This window comes from Microbacterium salsuginis (assembly GCF_012524205.1).
GTDB classification, from domain to species: Bacteria; Actinomycetota; Actinomycetes; order Actinomycetales; family Microbacteriaceae; genus Microbacterium; species Microbacterium salsuginis.
Genome location: NZ_JABACI010000004.1, coordinates 832,444 through 846,191, shown reverse-complemented (window position 1 = coordinate 846,191; position 13,748 = coordinate 832,444). Strand labels below are relative to the sequence as shown.

General features: G+C 71.4%; 11 protein-coding genes. 2 read left to right on the top strand and 9 right to left on the bottom strand.

All coding sequences use genetic code 11. The features are described 5' to 3' along the window. Positions 1 to 11: 11 nt before the first annotated feature. The 5 genes from HF576_RS15715 to HF576_RS15695 are packed head-to-tail and all read right to left on the bottom strand — an operon-like array spanning position 12 to position 6,781. Positions 12 to 2,171 (bottom strand): alpha-N-acetylglucosaminidase, encoded by a 2,160-nt coding sequence (locus HF576_RS15715; RefSeq protein ID WP_168913713.1) that lies wholly within the window; start codon positions 2,169 to 2,171, stop codon positions 12 to 14. Further along, the gene (locus HF576_RS15710; RefSeq protein ID WP_168913712.1) at positions 2,168 to 3,565 is read right to left on the bottom strand and encodes a Gfo/Idh/MocA family protein; all 1,398 of its coding nucleotides are present in this window, start codon (positions 3,563 to 3,565) and stop codon (positions 2,168 to 2,170) included. Before HF576_RS15710 ends, HF576_RS15715 begins: the two co-directional genes overlap by 4 nt. After that, entirely contained in the window at positions 3,562 to 4,431 is an 870-nt protein-coding gene (locus HF576_RS15705; protein ID WP_168913711.1) for a carbohydrate ABC transporter permease, read from the bottom strand. Before HF576_RS15705 ends, HF576_RS15710 begins: the two co-directional genes overlap by 4 nt. After that, positions 4,428 to 5,387 (bottom strand): ABC transporter permease subunit, encoded by a 960-nt coding sequence (locus tag HF576_RS15700; protein WP_168913710.1) that lies wholly within the window; start codon positions 5,385 to 5,387, stop codon positions 4,428 to 4,430. The genes HF576_RS15705 and HF576_RS15700 overlap by 4 nt, the downstream gene beginning before the upstream one ends. Then, positions 5,384 to 6,781 carry an ABC transporter substrate-binding protein gene (locus HF576_RS15695; RefSeq protein ID WP_168913709.1) on the bottom strand — a complete coding sequence of 466 codons (1,398 nt, stop codon included), beginning with the start codon at positions 6,779 to 6,781 and terminating at the stop codon, positions 5,384 to 5,386. Before HF576_RS15695 ends, HF576_RS15700 begins: the two co-directional genes overlap by 4 nt. Positions 6,782 to 6,959: 178 nt before the next feature. On the opposite strand from HF576_RS15695, the gene HF576_RS15690 reads away from it, so the two are divergent. Next, entirely contained in the window at positions 6,960 to 7,940 is a 981-nt protein-coding gene (locus HF576_RS15690; protein WP_168913708.1) for an AsnC family transcriptional regulator, read from the top strand. 28 nt (positions 7,941 to 7,968) lie between these two features. Here the strand turns inward: HF576_RS15690 and HF576_RS15685 are convergent, their stop codons facing one another. Beyond that, entirely contained in the window at positions 7,969 to 10,179 is a 2,211-nt protein-coding gene (locus HF576_RS15685; protein ID WP_168913707.1) for an outer membrane protein assembly factor BamB family protein, read from the bottom strand. A 304-nt stretch (positions 10,180 to 10,483) separates the two neighbouring features. Here HF576_RS15685 and HF576_RS15680 point away from each other — a divergent pair, with 304 nt between their 5' ends. Then, entirely contained in the window at positions 10,484 to 11,797 is a 1,314-nt protein-coding gene (locus HF576_RS15680; RefSeq protein ID WP_168913706.1) for an alkaline phosphatase family protein, read from the top strand. Here HF576_RS15680 and HF576_RS15675 read toward each other — a convergent pair. Genes HF576_RS15675 through HF576_RS15665 form a run of 3 tightly spaced genes read right to left on the bottom strand, consistent with a single transcriptional unit; the run spans position 11,772 to position 13,743 of the window. After that, positions 11,772 to 12,530: an SGNH/GDSL hydrolase family protein gene (locus HF576_RS15675; RefSeq protein WP_168913705.1), complete on the bottom strand. Its 759-nt coding sequence runs from the start codon at positions 12,528 to 12,530 to the stop codon at positions 11,772 to 11,774. The two genes, HF576_RS15680 and HF576_RS15675, sit on opposite strands and share 26 nt — an antisense overlap. After that, a complete protein-coding gene (locus tag HF576_RS15670) occupies positions 12,527 to 13,216 on the bottom strand; it encodes a DUF2306 domain-containing protein (RefSeq protein WP_168913704.1) in 690 nt (229 codons plus the stop codon). Before HF576_RS15670 ends, HF576_RS15675 begins: the two co-directional genes overlap by 4 nt. Before the next feature lie 53 nt (positions 13,217 to 13,269). Then, complete coding sequence (locus HF576_RS15665; RefSeq protein ID WP_168913703.1) at positions 13,270 to 13,743, bottom strand: DUF2867 domain-containing protein; 474 nt, start codon at positions 13,741 to 13,743, stop codon at positions 13,270 to 13,272. Positions 13,744 to 13,748: the final 5 nt, after the last annotated feature.

The window sequence follows — 13,748 nt, the reverse complement described above, 5'->3', positions numbered from 1 at the left end:
GCGGTTGGCTCTCAGTATCCGATGCTGTTCAGGACCCGTGCCGCTGCGTCGAGCGGGTCGCTCCCCGACTCGTCGGCGCTCCCGCGGGCAGCGCGCCAGGATTCCTCGATCTCGACGATGCGCCGCCGGAGGACCGCCTCGTCCGGCTCACCGCCGCGGTCGATCGCCTCGGTGAGCCAGTCGGTCCACGCGGCCCACCGCGGCACGTAGAGGTCCCGGATGAGCCCGGCCCAGTGCCGGCCCGAATAATCGTGCAGACCGCTCGTCTGGTGCCCCCACACCGAGACCAGGCTCCGCGCGTCACGCTCCATGACGTCCTGTTCGTCCGGGGTGTCGCCCCACGAGCGAGCCTCCGAGACCCATGTCGACACGCGGGAGTCGGGGCGTGTGGCCACAAGCGCATCGAGGGCGAGCAGATCGGCGCGCAGGCGCTCGGCGTGACCGCGCGCTGCGTCTGCGTCGCGGGCCGCGTATGCGGCGAGGACGCCGCGGATGTGCTGCCGCGCCTGCTGTGCCAGCACATGTCCGGTGAGCTCGACGACGTCGCGCTCGAGCGGCTCTCGCTGCGGTGAGCGGTCGCCGAGTCCGATGAGGAGGCGAGCGGCGCGGGCGATCGACGGCAGGTCGCCGAGCACGGCGGGGTCGTTCTCGGCATCGATGTTCGCCGACATCCGTGCCGGCTCCGGCAGAGCTTCGCCGGCGAGGCGCTGGCCGGCGAAGGGAGCGGCGGCACTCCACGGCCGGGCGATGACCGGCGACGGGATCGAGCGGGTGCGCCCAGGACCGTAGAGCGTGTCGCCGAGGAGGCGCCACGCCTCACGGGCGTCGTCGTCGTCGAGTCCGTAGCGCTGCCGCGCGAAGTCCGCGAGCCATGCGTCGGCGTCGCGCGGACCCCACACCAGGTCGGCGGCGGCCTCGTAGAAGACGGTGTTGTTCTCGATCGCCTCGGGCGCGAGGCCGACGCCCTCCAGACGCTCCGGTCGCAGCTCGGCGAGTTCCGACATGTCGCGCGCGAGCCCACGCACGTCGCCGAAGAGTGCGAAGCGCCCGCCGAAGTTGTGCACAGCCGTCCAGATCCAGCGCCGCCCGTGCATGCCCTCACGCCACATCGGAGCGTGCTCGCCCCACAGGTCGATCAGAAGCAACCGGTCGTGCGGCACCGCGGAGAGGTAGGCGGCCACCCGCTCGGGCGTCCAGAACCCGCGGTGGTAGTGGAAGGGCCAGCCCTGCAGCAGCCACGTCGCGGTCGGGTGCACCGCCGCGAGCGCCTGATGGATGCCGCGGCCCGCCGCCGCGAGGGCGGCGGGGTCGCCGGACGGCGGGAGCGACTCGATGTACGGGTCGACGGCGAAGACCGGATCGGCTCCGGGATCACCCAGGAGTTCGCGCTGGACCTCGAGGAAGGTTCGCATCAGTGCCGTGTACTCGGCCGACGACGGGTCGAGCATGGGAGTGCGCCACCCCTGCCACTCGATGTCCGCGGCAGCCGCGCCGGCGATCGCCGCGGGGACGTGCCCGCCCGTCGCGGGGAGGACCGGCGTCATGCCGTACTCGCGTGCCCGCGCGAGGATCCTCCGCGCCAGGTCGAGCCGGCGCTCCGCCCAGCGCGCCGGGAGCGGTCCGCCGAAGTCGTGCATGCCGCCCATCGACATCCACGGCACGTGCGGCGCACTGCCGATCCAGGCCGCAGCCTCGTTCTCGTCGACGCCCGCGCGCCGGAGCGTCTCGTGCAGCACGACCTCGTAGGCGGTGAGCACGAGCGGATGCGTCACCCCGTGCAGCGCCATCCAGTCCAGCTCGCGCTCCCACCGGTCCCAGTCCCAGAAGGGCGTCGAGTACCCGTGCGTGACCACGTTCAAGTGGTAGCGGATCGCGAACGGCGTACGCAGGGTCGTCCTCGGGGCATCGGGCCACCCATCCCACGCCGGCTCGAGTCGCGGTGTCTCCCACGTGATGCGGCGGCCCTGGGAGCGCAGGTACGCGGCCAGCGCGCTCGCGGCGGCGACGAGGTCCGTCCCCTGGAGGGTGAGGATCCCGCCCGATGCGTCGAAGGCGGCAGCGGCGGCAGCATCCGTCCGGCTCTCGTGCGGCTCGATCCGTACGCCCCTCGCATCGCCCCCCATCCGCGAGATGAGGCCGCGCAGCGCGTCGGCGAAGGCGGGCTCGGTCATGACACGGTCGGCCTCTCGTGGGCGGGCACGGGCGCATCGGCGATGCCGAGCTGCGCGACCCACGCCGCGAAATCGATCCGCCCGGCCGTCAGCCGGGACTCCTCCGCCGCGAAGGCGATGAGGTGGCTGTCGAGCGCGGTCTCGAACGACAGCTCGCCCTCGCCCACCGTGCCGTCGCGCAGCGCGTCGACGAACTCCGACATCAGGGCCGCGTCACCACCCGCATGGCCGGCGTGATCGCCGAGGTCGGCGTTCGGCATGAGCACCCGCACGGTATGCCGCTCGTGGTTCATCGGTGGCTTGACCTCCACGTCGTGTGCCGCCAGGGGCAGCCCCTCGGGCAGCGATGCCGTGGGAGAGAACAGGTCGACCACGATCTCGCCGCTCTCCATGTGGCCCGTCAGCTGCCCCGCCGAGCCCGTGATCGTGACGTTGCGCGTGTTCTCGGCCGTGAACGCCGACGCGGTGAGCGTCGCGGTCACGCCGCCCGGGAACATCATCGAGGTCTGCTGGTGGTCGGCCACGTCGTTGTCGCTGCGGAAGACGCAGCGCCCGTAGTCCCCGGTCCGCAGCGCGGCGAGCCGGCCGCTCGGCGAGATGTCGGCGCCGAGGAGATGCACCGGGTGGCCTGTGACGTCGGCGAGGGCGTCCACGTAGTAGCGCGGTGCGAAGAAGGGGCAGCTGGCGGCGACCGGGCATCCGTCGAGGCAGAACTCCGGCGCGCCCGGAGGCGCGTTCTCGGCGCGGAACCAGGTCAGCTCGCCGATGCTGTACACGCTCACCGGCGCGGCACCGGCGATCCAGCGGATGAGGTCGAGGTCGTGCGACGTCTTGGTCAGCACCATCGCGCTCGAGGTGGCCGTGTTGCGCCAGTTTCCGCGCACGTACGAGTGGGCGAAGTGCCAGAACCCGATGTTCTCGCGCACCTCGATCGTCATCGTGCGCCCGATCGCGCCCGAGTCGACGATGCGCTTGACCGAGCGCCAGAACGGCGTGAAGCGCAGCACATGGCCGACAGCCAGGCGCGAAGCCGTGCGGCGCGCGTGGCCGGCCAGACGTGCCAGCTCGGAAAGAGTCGGCGCGGCGGGCTTCTCGAGCAGGAACGGGACGCCCGCGTCGGCGACGGCCGTCGCGACGTCGACGTGCAGCGCGTCCGGCACCGCGATGATGACGCCGTCGGCGGCGAGCGCGCCCAGGTCGGCGACCGCGTCGCGCCAGTCGCCGTATTCGGCGGCGCCGCCCGCTTCCGCCGCCAGCGCCGATCGGCGCACCGGCGAGACATCGGCCACTGCGACGATCGTGGCGCGGTCCGGGTGCTCGATCGCCCAGCGGCCGTAGGCGTCGCGGCCTCGTCCGCCCGCGCCGATCACGACGAGGCGCTGCGGTCGGGTCATTTCTCGGCTCCTGCGGTGAGTCCGTCGACGAGGTAGCGCTGCGCGATGAAGAACAGCACGACCACCGGCGCGGTGACGGCGAGCGCGCCGGCCAGCAGCACGGTCACGGGGACGTTGAAGTCGGCCAGCTGTGAGATGCCGAGCGGCGCGGTCCACAGTGCACGGTCCTGCACGAGGAACAGAAGCGCGTAGAAGTACTCGTTCCACGCGATCATGAAGACGTAGACCGCGGTCGCCACGACGCCGGGGAGCGCGACGGGAAGCACGACGCTGCGCAGCATCTGCCACAGCGACGCGCCGTCGACGATCGCGGCCTCTTCGATGCTCTCGGGCAGCGCCTGGAAGTAGTTGCGCAACATGTAGATCGACACCGGGACGGTCGTTGCGACGTAGACCAGGAACAGTCCCACCAGCGATCCGGTCAGACCGGCCTTGGCCAGCAGCACGAACAGCGGCACCGACAGCACGATCCCGGGGAAGAGGTAGACCCCGAGGATGATCGCGTTGACGACGCCCCTGCCGAGGTACCGCAGCCGGGCAGCGGCGTACGCGCCCAGGATCGACACGACGATCGACAGGACGATGGTGCACAGCGCCACCACGAGCGAGTTGATGACGAACCGGCCCAGCCCGAACCCGCCCTGCTCGGGATCGAGCATCGCCGTCGTGTACGCCGAGAAGTCGATCTCGCCCAGCGACGGAATGAGGTTCAGCGGCTCCTGCACGATCGCGTTGAACGGGCGGAGCGACAGCAGGAAGCCGTACAGCACCGGCCCGAGCGCGAAGATCAGCGCCAGCGCGATGAACACGAACCGCCCGGCGGTGGATACCGGATGCGGCCGGAGCGAAGAGCGGCGGCGGCTCATTCGACATCCACCTTTCTCCGCGAGAGCGCGACGTAGACGGCCAGGAGCGAGACGAGCACGACGGACATGAGCAGGCCGTACGCGGCCGCGCTGCCGATGTCGGCCCTGGTCACCAGCTCGGTGTAGACCTTGAGCGCCATGACCTGCGTGCCCCCGGCGCCCTCGGTGAGCAGATACACCTCGCTGAAGCTCTGGAACGTCCAGATGAACCTCAGCAGGCACAGCAGCAGGATCACGCCCTTCAGTTGCGGCATCACGATGCGGCCGAGGATCTGCCTCCCGTTCGCCCCGTCGAGGGCGGCGGCCTCCTCGATGCTGGGCGAGACCCCCTGCAGTCGGGCCGTGATGAACAGGAACGACAGGGGCGCCGACGTCCAGATCTCGAAGACCACGACCACCAGCAGCGACAGCGGGATCGGGATGCCCCACACCTGCGCGGTCGTGGTGTTCAGGAAGCCGATCGACTGCTCCCAGCCGAGCACCTCGCGACCGAACGCGTTGACCAGTCCGTACTGCGGATTGAGCATCGTCTGCCAGATCGTCACGGCGGCGATGATCGGCAGCACGTACGGCACGAGGAGCAGAGCCCGGACGATGCCCCGGCCCCGGAACGGACGCCGCAGGGCCAGGGCCAGTGCGAGTCCGACCCCGACGGAGCCGACCATCGTGAGCGACGCGTAGAGCAGCGTCGTGCCCAGTGCCTGCCAGAAGGACGGGTTGCTCAGCGCACGACGGAAGTTGTCGAGCGTCCATTCGATCGGCTCCGTCCCCAGACGCGGGATGTCGACCAGCCGGATCTCGCTGAAGGCGAAGACCACGACGAGGATCAGGGGGATGATCGAGGCCAGCACCACGACGACGAGCGTGGGTGTCGTCAGGAGCAGCCCGTTGCGGTTGTCCCGCTGGGAGCGGCTGAGAGGCCGCCCCCAGCGGTGACGCGTGACGGCGTTGCTCACAGGCCCGCCTGAACCTCCTCGACGGCCGCCTTCATCGCGGCTGTCACGTCGGCCGCGGGCACGCCGTTGTAGAGCTGTTCGATCTGACCGGCGAGCACGCCCTGGCTGGAGACGAGTCCGGCGAGCGTCGCGTCGGGCGTTCCCATGCCCCACAGCGAGACGGCGTTGATGCCCTCTTCCATCTCGCTCACGAACTCCTCGCCGTAGATCTCCACCGAGGTGAGCTCGTGTGCCGGTCCGATGCCCAGGCCGCCCCACGCCTCGATGAACTCGGTCGGGTTGTCGGCGGTGCCGTTGCGCAGCGGGATGCGGCCCTCCGTCGCCACCGCGAGGGTGTCGACGTAGCCGGCGTCCAGCACGTACTCGATGTACTGCTGGGCGGCCTCGACGTTGGCACCGGTCGGGATGCCGTAGCTGAGGATGGCGCCGAACTGCGCCGGGTCGTCTTCGCCCAGAACGGTCACGAACTCGGTGTTCTCCGCCAGGAAGGCCGGCTGCTCGGCGCACTCGGGGCACGTCGCGGGCGTCGCCTCGTCCAGGCCGGCCAGTTCGTCCAGGATGTGGGTGGAGAACAGCAGCATCGCGGCGTCGCCGTTCATGTACGCGGCGCGAGCGCTCGTGACATCGAAGTCACCGGCCACCGACGAGTTGCGCAGGCGCAGGAACTGCTCGGCGGCGTCGGTGCAGGCATCCGAATCGATGACGACCTCGCCGTCGGTGACGAGCTCGCAGCCGGCGCTGTGGAAGATCGACTGGATCCCCTCGGTCGCTGACGCCGTCCCCGCCTGGGTGCCGAAGGCCAGCCCCGTGATGCCCAGCTCCTCCTTGATCGTCGTGGCGGCGTCGGCCAGTTCCTCGACGGTGGTGGGAACCTCCACGCCCGCCTGCTCGAGCAGGTCGCTGCGGTAGGCGATCACATGGGTCCAGCCGTCGCTGGGCACCGCCGAGATCTCACCGTCGATCGTGACGGCCTCGATGGCGTGCTCGTTGAAGGTGTCGATGCCGAGCGCATCCACGGTCGCGGTGGCTGCTTCGGTGTCGAGCAGGCCCTGGGAGCTCCAGGCGCCCGTCTGCGGCGACGCGTGCAGGATGACATCGGGCACGTCGCCGGTGGCGGATCCCGTCACCAGCGCCTGGTCCTGATCCGCTCCCGCCATCGGGACGACCTCGACCTCGATGCCGGTCTCTTCGGTGAATGCGGCGGCGACCGCTTCCTGGGCGGCGAGTCGCTCGGGCGTGGTCTGCGGAGTCCAGAAGACCACGCTCTGGTCTTCGGCCGAAGGCTCGCCGCCGCCGCCCCCGCCGTTCGTATCGGCGGAACAGCCGGCCAGCAGGCCGAGCGCGGCTATCGCCGCGAGGGGGGCCGCGATGCGCGCGGTGGACGATCGGGTCATATGCATCACTCCTCATCTTCGTGGCGACGAGCGCCGGAACGGGGGCGAGACCGGCGCAGCGTCGGTGCTCTCGCGGTGCTGCGATCCTGCCCGTTTGCGAGCAAACTCGATGAGATCGGGCCGGAGAATGCAACAAAGCACCTATCTTGACGCTACTCCTGAATGTATGGTGCATTGCGTGGACGACCTCGACCTGCGCATCACCGGCGCGCTCCTCGCCAATCCGCGCGCCACGAACGCGCAGATCAGCGAGGCCGTCTTCACGTCCGAGGCGACCGCGTCCCGGAGAGTCGCACGCCTGGTGCGAGACGGCACCGCGCGGGTGATCGGCGTGCTCGACGGCGAGGCGACGGGGCGATCGCGGTCGCTGTTCGTGCGACTGCGCTGCCGGCCCGGCGAAGCGCACCGGTCGGCGCAGCGGCTGGCGACCTGGCCGGAGTGCGGATCGGTGAAGCTGCTCACCGGAAGCGTCGACTGCATCGCCGAGATCAGCTACACCTCGAACGACCATCTGCTGGCGATCACGCTCGAGCAGCTGCCGGCGCTCGACGGCGTGCTGGCCGTGTGGAGCAACCAGGTCATCCGGCGCTTCGCGACGCCGCACAGCTGGCTGCCCGATCTGCTGCCTCCCGACGTCGTGGAGCAGCTGCGGGCTCAGCGCCTCGACCCGTGGAGCGACCCGCTGCCCGACAGCCGCGTCAAGACCGACGCCCTCGACGAGCGCATCGCCGCCGCCCTCGCCTCCGACGGCCGGCTCGGGTGGCAGCGCCTCGGAGAGCTGTGCGATGCGAGCCCTGTCACGGTGCGGCGGCGCGCGGAGGCGATGATGTCGTCGGGCGCGCTCCGCATGCGCACGGTGGTCGAGCCGGAACGCATCGGACTGACGGTGAACGCGTTCGTCGCTCTGAGCGTGAACCCGACGCAGCTGAGCCGCGCCGGCGAGCTGCTGGCACAGCATCCGTCGATGCTGATGATCTCGGCGACGACCGGAGACCGCAACCTCTGCGGCGAGGTCGCGCTGACCTCGGACGCGGCGCTGTACGGCTTCATCTCCGAGACGATCGGGGGACTGCCCGGGCTGCAGCACGCCGACGTCGCCGTCGCCCTGCATTCGCTCAAGCGCGCCGGACGCACCCGCGAGCTCGCCGCCGTCGGCTGACGAGCCCGCGAGGCTCAGACCGTGAGGCTCAGACCGTGAGGCCGCGGAGCACCCCGTCCTGGGCGCCGACGATGAGCTGCTCGCCCACCACGACGGGAGTGGCGAACGTGTTGGCGGTGAACAGCTGCCGGTCCACCGCCACCGCGCCGGCGACGGGATCGATCGCGGCGAGCAGCCCGCCCACCGACACCAGCCACGCGGTGCCATCGCGCGGGTCGAGCGCCGGGCCGGCGTTCACCACCCGCGGCACCGCCTGCGCACTCCAGCGCGGAGCGCCTGTCGCGGGGTCGACGACGCTCACGACGCCCCACTCCGTCGTCAGCAGCAGACCGCCGTCGGGAAGCATCAGGCTGGGGGCGAAGATGTGGCTGCCGGCGACGCGCCAGAGCTCGGCGCCCGTCGCGGGGTCGACGGCGATGGCGTGCGTCACGGTGCTGATGAGCACCGCCCCGGTCGGAAGCACCTCGATCCAGTCGTCCCACGGACCGTAGATGAGCTGCCGGTACGAGTCCGGCCGCTCGTTGGTGAGGAACGACCACAGCGGCGCGCCGGTCGCGAGATCGTAGGCGTATGCGCGACCGTCGCCGGCGCCGACGAAGACGCGCGCGCCGTCGCTGGCAGCACGACCCGCGGTGCGCACCGGGACGGATGCCTCCCACAGCGTGCGCCCGTGCGCATCGAGGCTTCGGAGCCGGTCCTCCGCGGCGATCAGGATGCGGTCGCCCTCGCCCGTGGCGATGACCGCGGGCGTCGACATCACCGGCTTGTCGAAGCGGCTGATCCAGGAGACGTCGCCGGTGCGGGCGTCGAGCGCCGTGAGGCGGTGGTCGGCGCCGGGCACGCAGACCAGGGCGCCGTCGGTGGTGAACGCGGCTCCGCGGTGCGCGGGTCCGAGGTCGGCCGCCCACCGGCGACGGTGGCGCGAGGCGCCTTCGACCTCGATCGCCACGACGCGGCCCGAGGTCGACGTGGCGACGACCGTGCCCTCGTGCGCGGCGAGCGCGCCCTGCAGCTGTCCCCCGATCGCCAGCTCCCACGCGGGCCGAGCGCGCGTCGCACCGCGGCGGTCGATCTCGGTCGTGTCGTAGCGGCGTCCGCCCGCGGCATCCGTCGCCCGCACCTGCACGCGATGCACTCCTGCGGCGAGGGTGCTCGCGTCGAGGTCGCCATGCCACGAGGCTCCCCGCGGCGACAGCGGGGTCCATACGCCGTCGTCGACCGCGCCGAACACCGCCTGGGGGTGCACACGCGCCTCGACGGCGCCGGCGTCGTGGCCGGCGACCGCCGTCAGCGCGATGGCCGCGTCGCCCGGTCGCGCGGCGATGCGGATCGGGTCCTCGCCCGCGGGCGGTGCATCGAGGGGCATCTCGCCGATGAGCTGCACGGTCGCCGCGTCCGCGTCGGTCGCGCCGAGGGTGACCTGCTCGACGAGCAGACGGCGACCGTCGCCGTCGTCGACCTGCGTGACGCGCAGGTAGAAGGGTCCGCTGCGGGTGGCGACCGCGGCGACCTGCGTCAGCCCGTTGAAGCGGTCGATCTCGTTGCGGTGGATGTGACCGGCGAAGATGCCCCGCACCGGGTAGGGATCGATCGTTCGAAGGAACGCGTCGGCGTCGTTGACGTAGTAGTTGCGTCCTGCCAGGGGATAGTGCAGGAACATGACCGTGGGCGTGTCGCCCACGTCATCGAGGTCTTCGCGGAGCCGCTCGAGATCGTCCCCGAACAGGCCGGGCTCCTGCAGCGCCTGGGTCGGGTCGAGCGCGACGAAGTGCACCCCACCGGCATCGAAGCTGTAGCTCGTCGGCCCGAACCAGCGCTGGAAGCGCTCGCGCGCGCTCGTGTCCCACCGGATCTCGTGATTGCCGGGCGCGTGCCGCACCCGATCCCACAGTCCGTCCGGAATCGCGGCACGGTAGGCCGCGAACTCCTCGTCGCTGCCGTAGTCGGTGATGTCACCGCAGTGCAGCACGAACTGCGGCTGCTCGGCATCGACGGCGGCGAAGACCCGGCGCAGGTTCTCCATTCGCGCCGCCTCTTCCGGGTTCGCGTGTGTGTCGGTGAGCACGACGAATCTCAGCGCGGCATCCCCTGCGCCACGCGGCGCCGCGACCGCACCACCCGGCCACGGTCCCCAGCCGGTGCCGCCGAGCCCGAGCCCGACCCCGATCGCCGAGAGACCGAGGAACCCGCGGCGGCTGAGCCCCGCACCTCGCCCTGCCGCGTCTGCCGCATCCGCCATGTGCCACTCCTCACGTCGTGCCTACGACGAGCACACAATCCGGATGCCGCGGCCCCGGCCAAGCGCCACGCGCCGAATTGCGAGGGATCGACACGGGCAGCGGTCGTGGCGCAAGAAACCGTCGACCCTTCGAGGACCTCCGGCCGGTGTGGCGGATTCCCCGCACGCGAGGGGCCGCGATGGGTGATTCCTTGCACGCGGCGAGGAGGCTGTTGCCTGCGCGGCCTCCCCGCCGTCAGCGTCGAAGGCAGTCGGCTCCCGGGCACGCCGGGGCCCCGCCGCCGACTCGCGAGAGGAACCGAAGATGCGCTCCACCGCCAGATTCCGCCACCCCGCCCGCCTCGCCGCCGCGCTGCTCGCCGTCGCGGCGCTCAGCGCCGGAGCGCTCCCGGCCGCTGCTCGAGGCGACGCTTCCGCCGAGGCCGCATCGGCGCCCCCGCCCGCGGAGCACGTCGTCTTCATCGCCCTCGACGGCTTCGACGTCGAGTACCTCGACCGCGCTCCGATGCCGAACCTCGAGGCGCTCGCCAAGCGGGGAAGCCTGAGCGTCTCGACGGGAGTGATGACCTCCATCACCAACCCCTCGTGGTCTTCGATCGCCACCGGCGCGTGGCCGGCGACCCACGGCAACACCGCTTTCTGGTTCGACACGGCCACCGGCGTGGCACGCAGCTCCCAGCGGGATCTCGCCGTGCCCACGATCGCGCAGGCGATCCGCGAACAGGGCGGCACCGTGATGTCGGCCCAGTGGTTCATCCTGCAGAACTACGGCGTGACCTTCGGCGACGCGAACGGCCTGTACACCCAGCCGGGCGGGGACTGCGCCCGGCGAGCCGACGATGCGATCGCCGTGATCAACGGACAGCCCGTGATGAGCGGCGGAGTGCCGGTGCAGACGGCGGGCGTGCCCGACCTGATCGCGGTGTACTGCGATCGCCTGGACGCCCTCGGCCACGCCGACGGCGCAGAGGCGGAGGGGATGCCGGCGGCCCTGGCCGAGGTGGATGCCCAGATCGGCCGGCTCGTGCAGGCGACGAAGGACGCCGGCATCTACGGACGCACCGCTTTCGTCGTGACCGGCGACCACGGCATGGGCACCTTCACGCAAGGGATGCGCGACGAGCTCCTCGCCGCGATCGAGGCGGCCGGCTACGACGCCGAGATGCTCTCCTCCGGTCAGGCGCCTCAGCCCGAGACCGACGCGGTCGTCGTGGTGGGCGGAGTGGGCTCGCTGCATCTCGTCGGCGCAGCGGCCGGCGATGCCGTGGCCGCTGCCGCGATCGAGACGGCGGTGTCGGCGCTCCCGCACGTCGCCGCGGTGTACGACAAGTCGGAACAGCAGGCGATGCACATGTCGGCCAAGCACGGCGAGCTCGTGATCGAGCCCGAGGCGGGGTGGTCGCTCGGAGCGACACCGGCCGACCCCGCCGGGGCGCACGGCACGACGCGGGAGCTGCACGTGCCGCTCGTGATCGCCGGAGCCGGCGTGCGTCCGCATGCCGCCCCGCAGGACCCGCGTCACATCGACGTCGCCCCGACGATCGCGGCTCTCCTCGGATTCGAGGGTCCGGCGGGCGCTGACGGGCGTGTGCTCACGGAGTCGATTCGCTCGCGGTGACGGGTCGGGGCTCGCCGGCGGCCGGCGGTGCGGCCGCCAGCGAGGACGCCTCGACTTTCTCCCGCACGAGTTCGGCCCAGCGGCGGTAGCCGATCGCGGAGGGATGGAAGCCGTCGGCGGCGAAGAAGTCGGGCCCGACCTGATCGTCTGCCGACGGCATCCACTCCGCATCCTCTCGAGTCGCGCACACCTGCCGAGCCACCTCGTCCAGCGCCTGCCCGGACTCGGCGAGGTGACGCCGGAGGGTGCGCGGCAGCGACGGGAACGAAGCGAACGGGGGTGTGCCGACCACGATCGTCCGCCCGGACCGAAGCGCGAGGAGGTCGAGGATCGCGGTCAGGTCCGCACGCCACTCGGCCGCCGACCGCCCGCTCAGCACGTCGTTGGCGCCGGCGAGCAGCACCACCAGGTCGTATCGCGGGCCGAGCTGCGGTATCAGCCGATGCCGGATGCGCCGTGCGGTCGCGCCGAACTGTCCGACGACGCTCCACAGCACCGCCCGTCCCGTCGATTCGGCGAGGCCGTGCGCCAGCGCGCCGGCGAATCCGTCCTGATGGACCGCGACACCGGCGCCTGCCGCCGTGGACTCTCCCACCACGGCGATTCGCAGCGGCTCGGCGAGCGAATCGCCGACAAGACCCGACGCCGGCCCGCCGGCGGGCGGCAGGAGGTGGATCGTGCGGCGCACCCACCAGCCCTGCGCGGCGACGACGAGCGGACGGAGAGGATTCATGAGGGTCCTTGCCTTCGCGGGGACCCGGGATCGCCGCGCCACCACAGCCAGAGCTCACCGAACAGCACGTTGGTGCCCAGCCCGAGCCAGAAGCCCAGGGCGAAGGTGTCGACGATCGTGATGTCGGTGAGCGCGACGAAGAGGCCGATCCACAGGCGGATCGTGCCCACGCCCAGCCCGACGGCGAACGCGCGGATCATCCACCGCCGGTGGACCCGCACGTTCCCCGACCGGATGGCGGCGAATGCGACGAGCAGCGAGACCAGGAACCACGAGCCGAACACGGCTGTGGCCAGCGACTGGAACGTCCCGCCGAACGAGAACGGCACGCCGAACGCGAGTGCGAACATGCCGCTGACGATGCCGGCGGGAAGGATGATGCGACCCACGAGCCGGTGCACGCGGATGTGCCGCTGACGAAACCCTCGCCATAGCTGCAGCGGAGCGCCGAGCAGATAGAGCACGCCCGGCACGATGTGCAGATACGCCAGCCATGGCGCCGCGACGTATCGCGCCTCGAACGCGTCCGGATCAGGATGCTCCGCACCGAGGAGCAGCGGAAGGTCGGTGGCGGCCCGCAGCGACGCGAACACCAGGACCACCACGATCAGGACGGCGATGCCGACCCATGCAGCGGCCATCGCGGTGCGTTCGAACGCGCCCTGCGCTGCGGCATCCGTCTTCACTGGGTCTCCATCGTCACATCGGATCCAGCACAGTCACACCGGATCCAGCACGGTCATACCGGATCCAGCCGCTTCGCCGCTCGGCGGAGCATGCCTCGCACGATCGCCGCATGCGCCATCCGCACCGGCACCAGATACAACCGGCCGAGCAGGTTGTGCACTTCGACGTACGTCACGACGTCTACAGTGTGGCGCGTCCGGCGCACGGACGCCCGGAAATCGAGATGCCGATCGTCGCTGCCGACGAGCACCTCGTCCCCGGTCCGAGCCAGGACGCGAAAGCTGTCGCGCGAGGACGGCCGCAGCCCCACCAGCGCCACCAGGCGGTCGCGCACCGCCAGCACGGCGGTCATCGTCGCCGAGGGCTCGTGGAAGAGCACGGTCGTCCACACCGCGGGGTCCGTGGACGCATGCGCCGTCACCGGCTGACGCTGACGGCTCGTCCAGTCCCCGCGGATGGCGGAGGCGCGCAGCAGAGCGGTGCGCCACGCGGGCGCCGAGTACGCGCGGGCGGGTCGCGGCGCCACGCGCG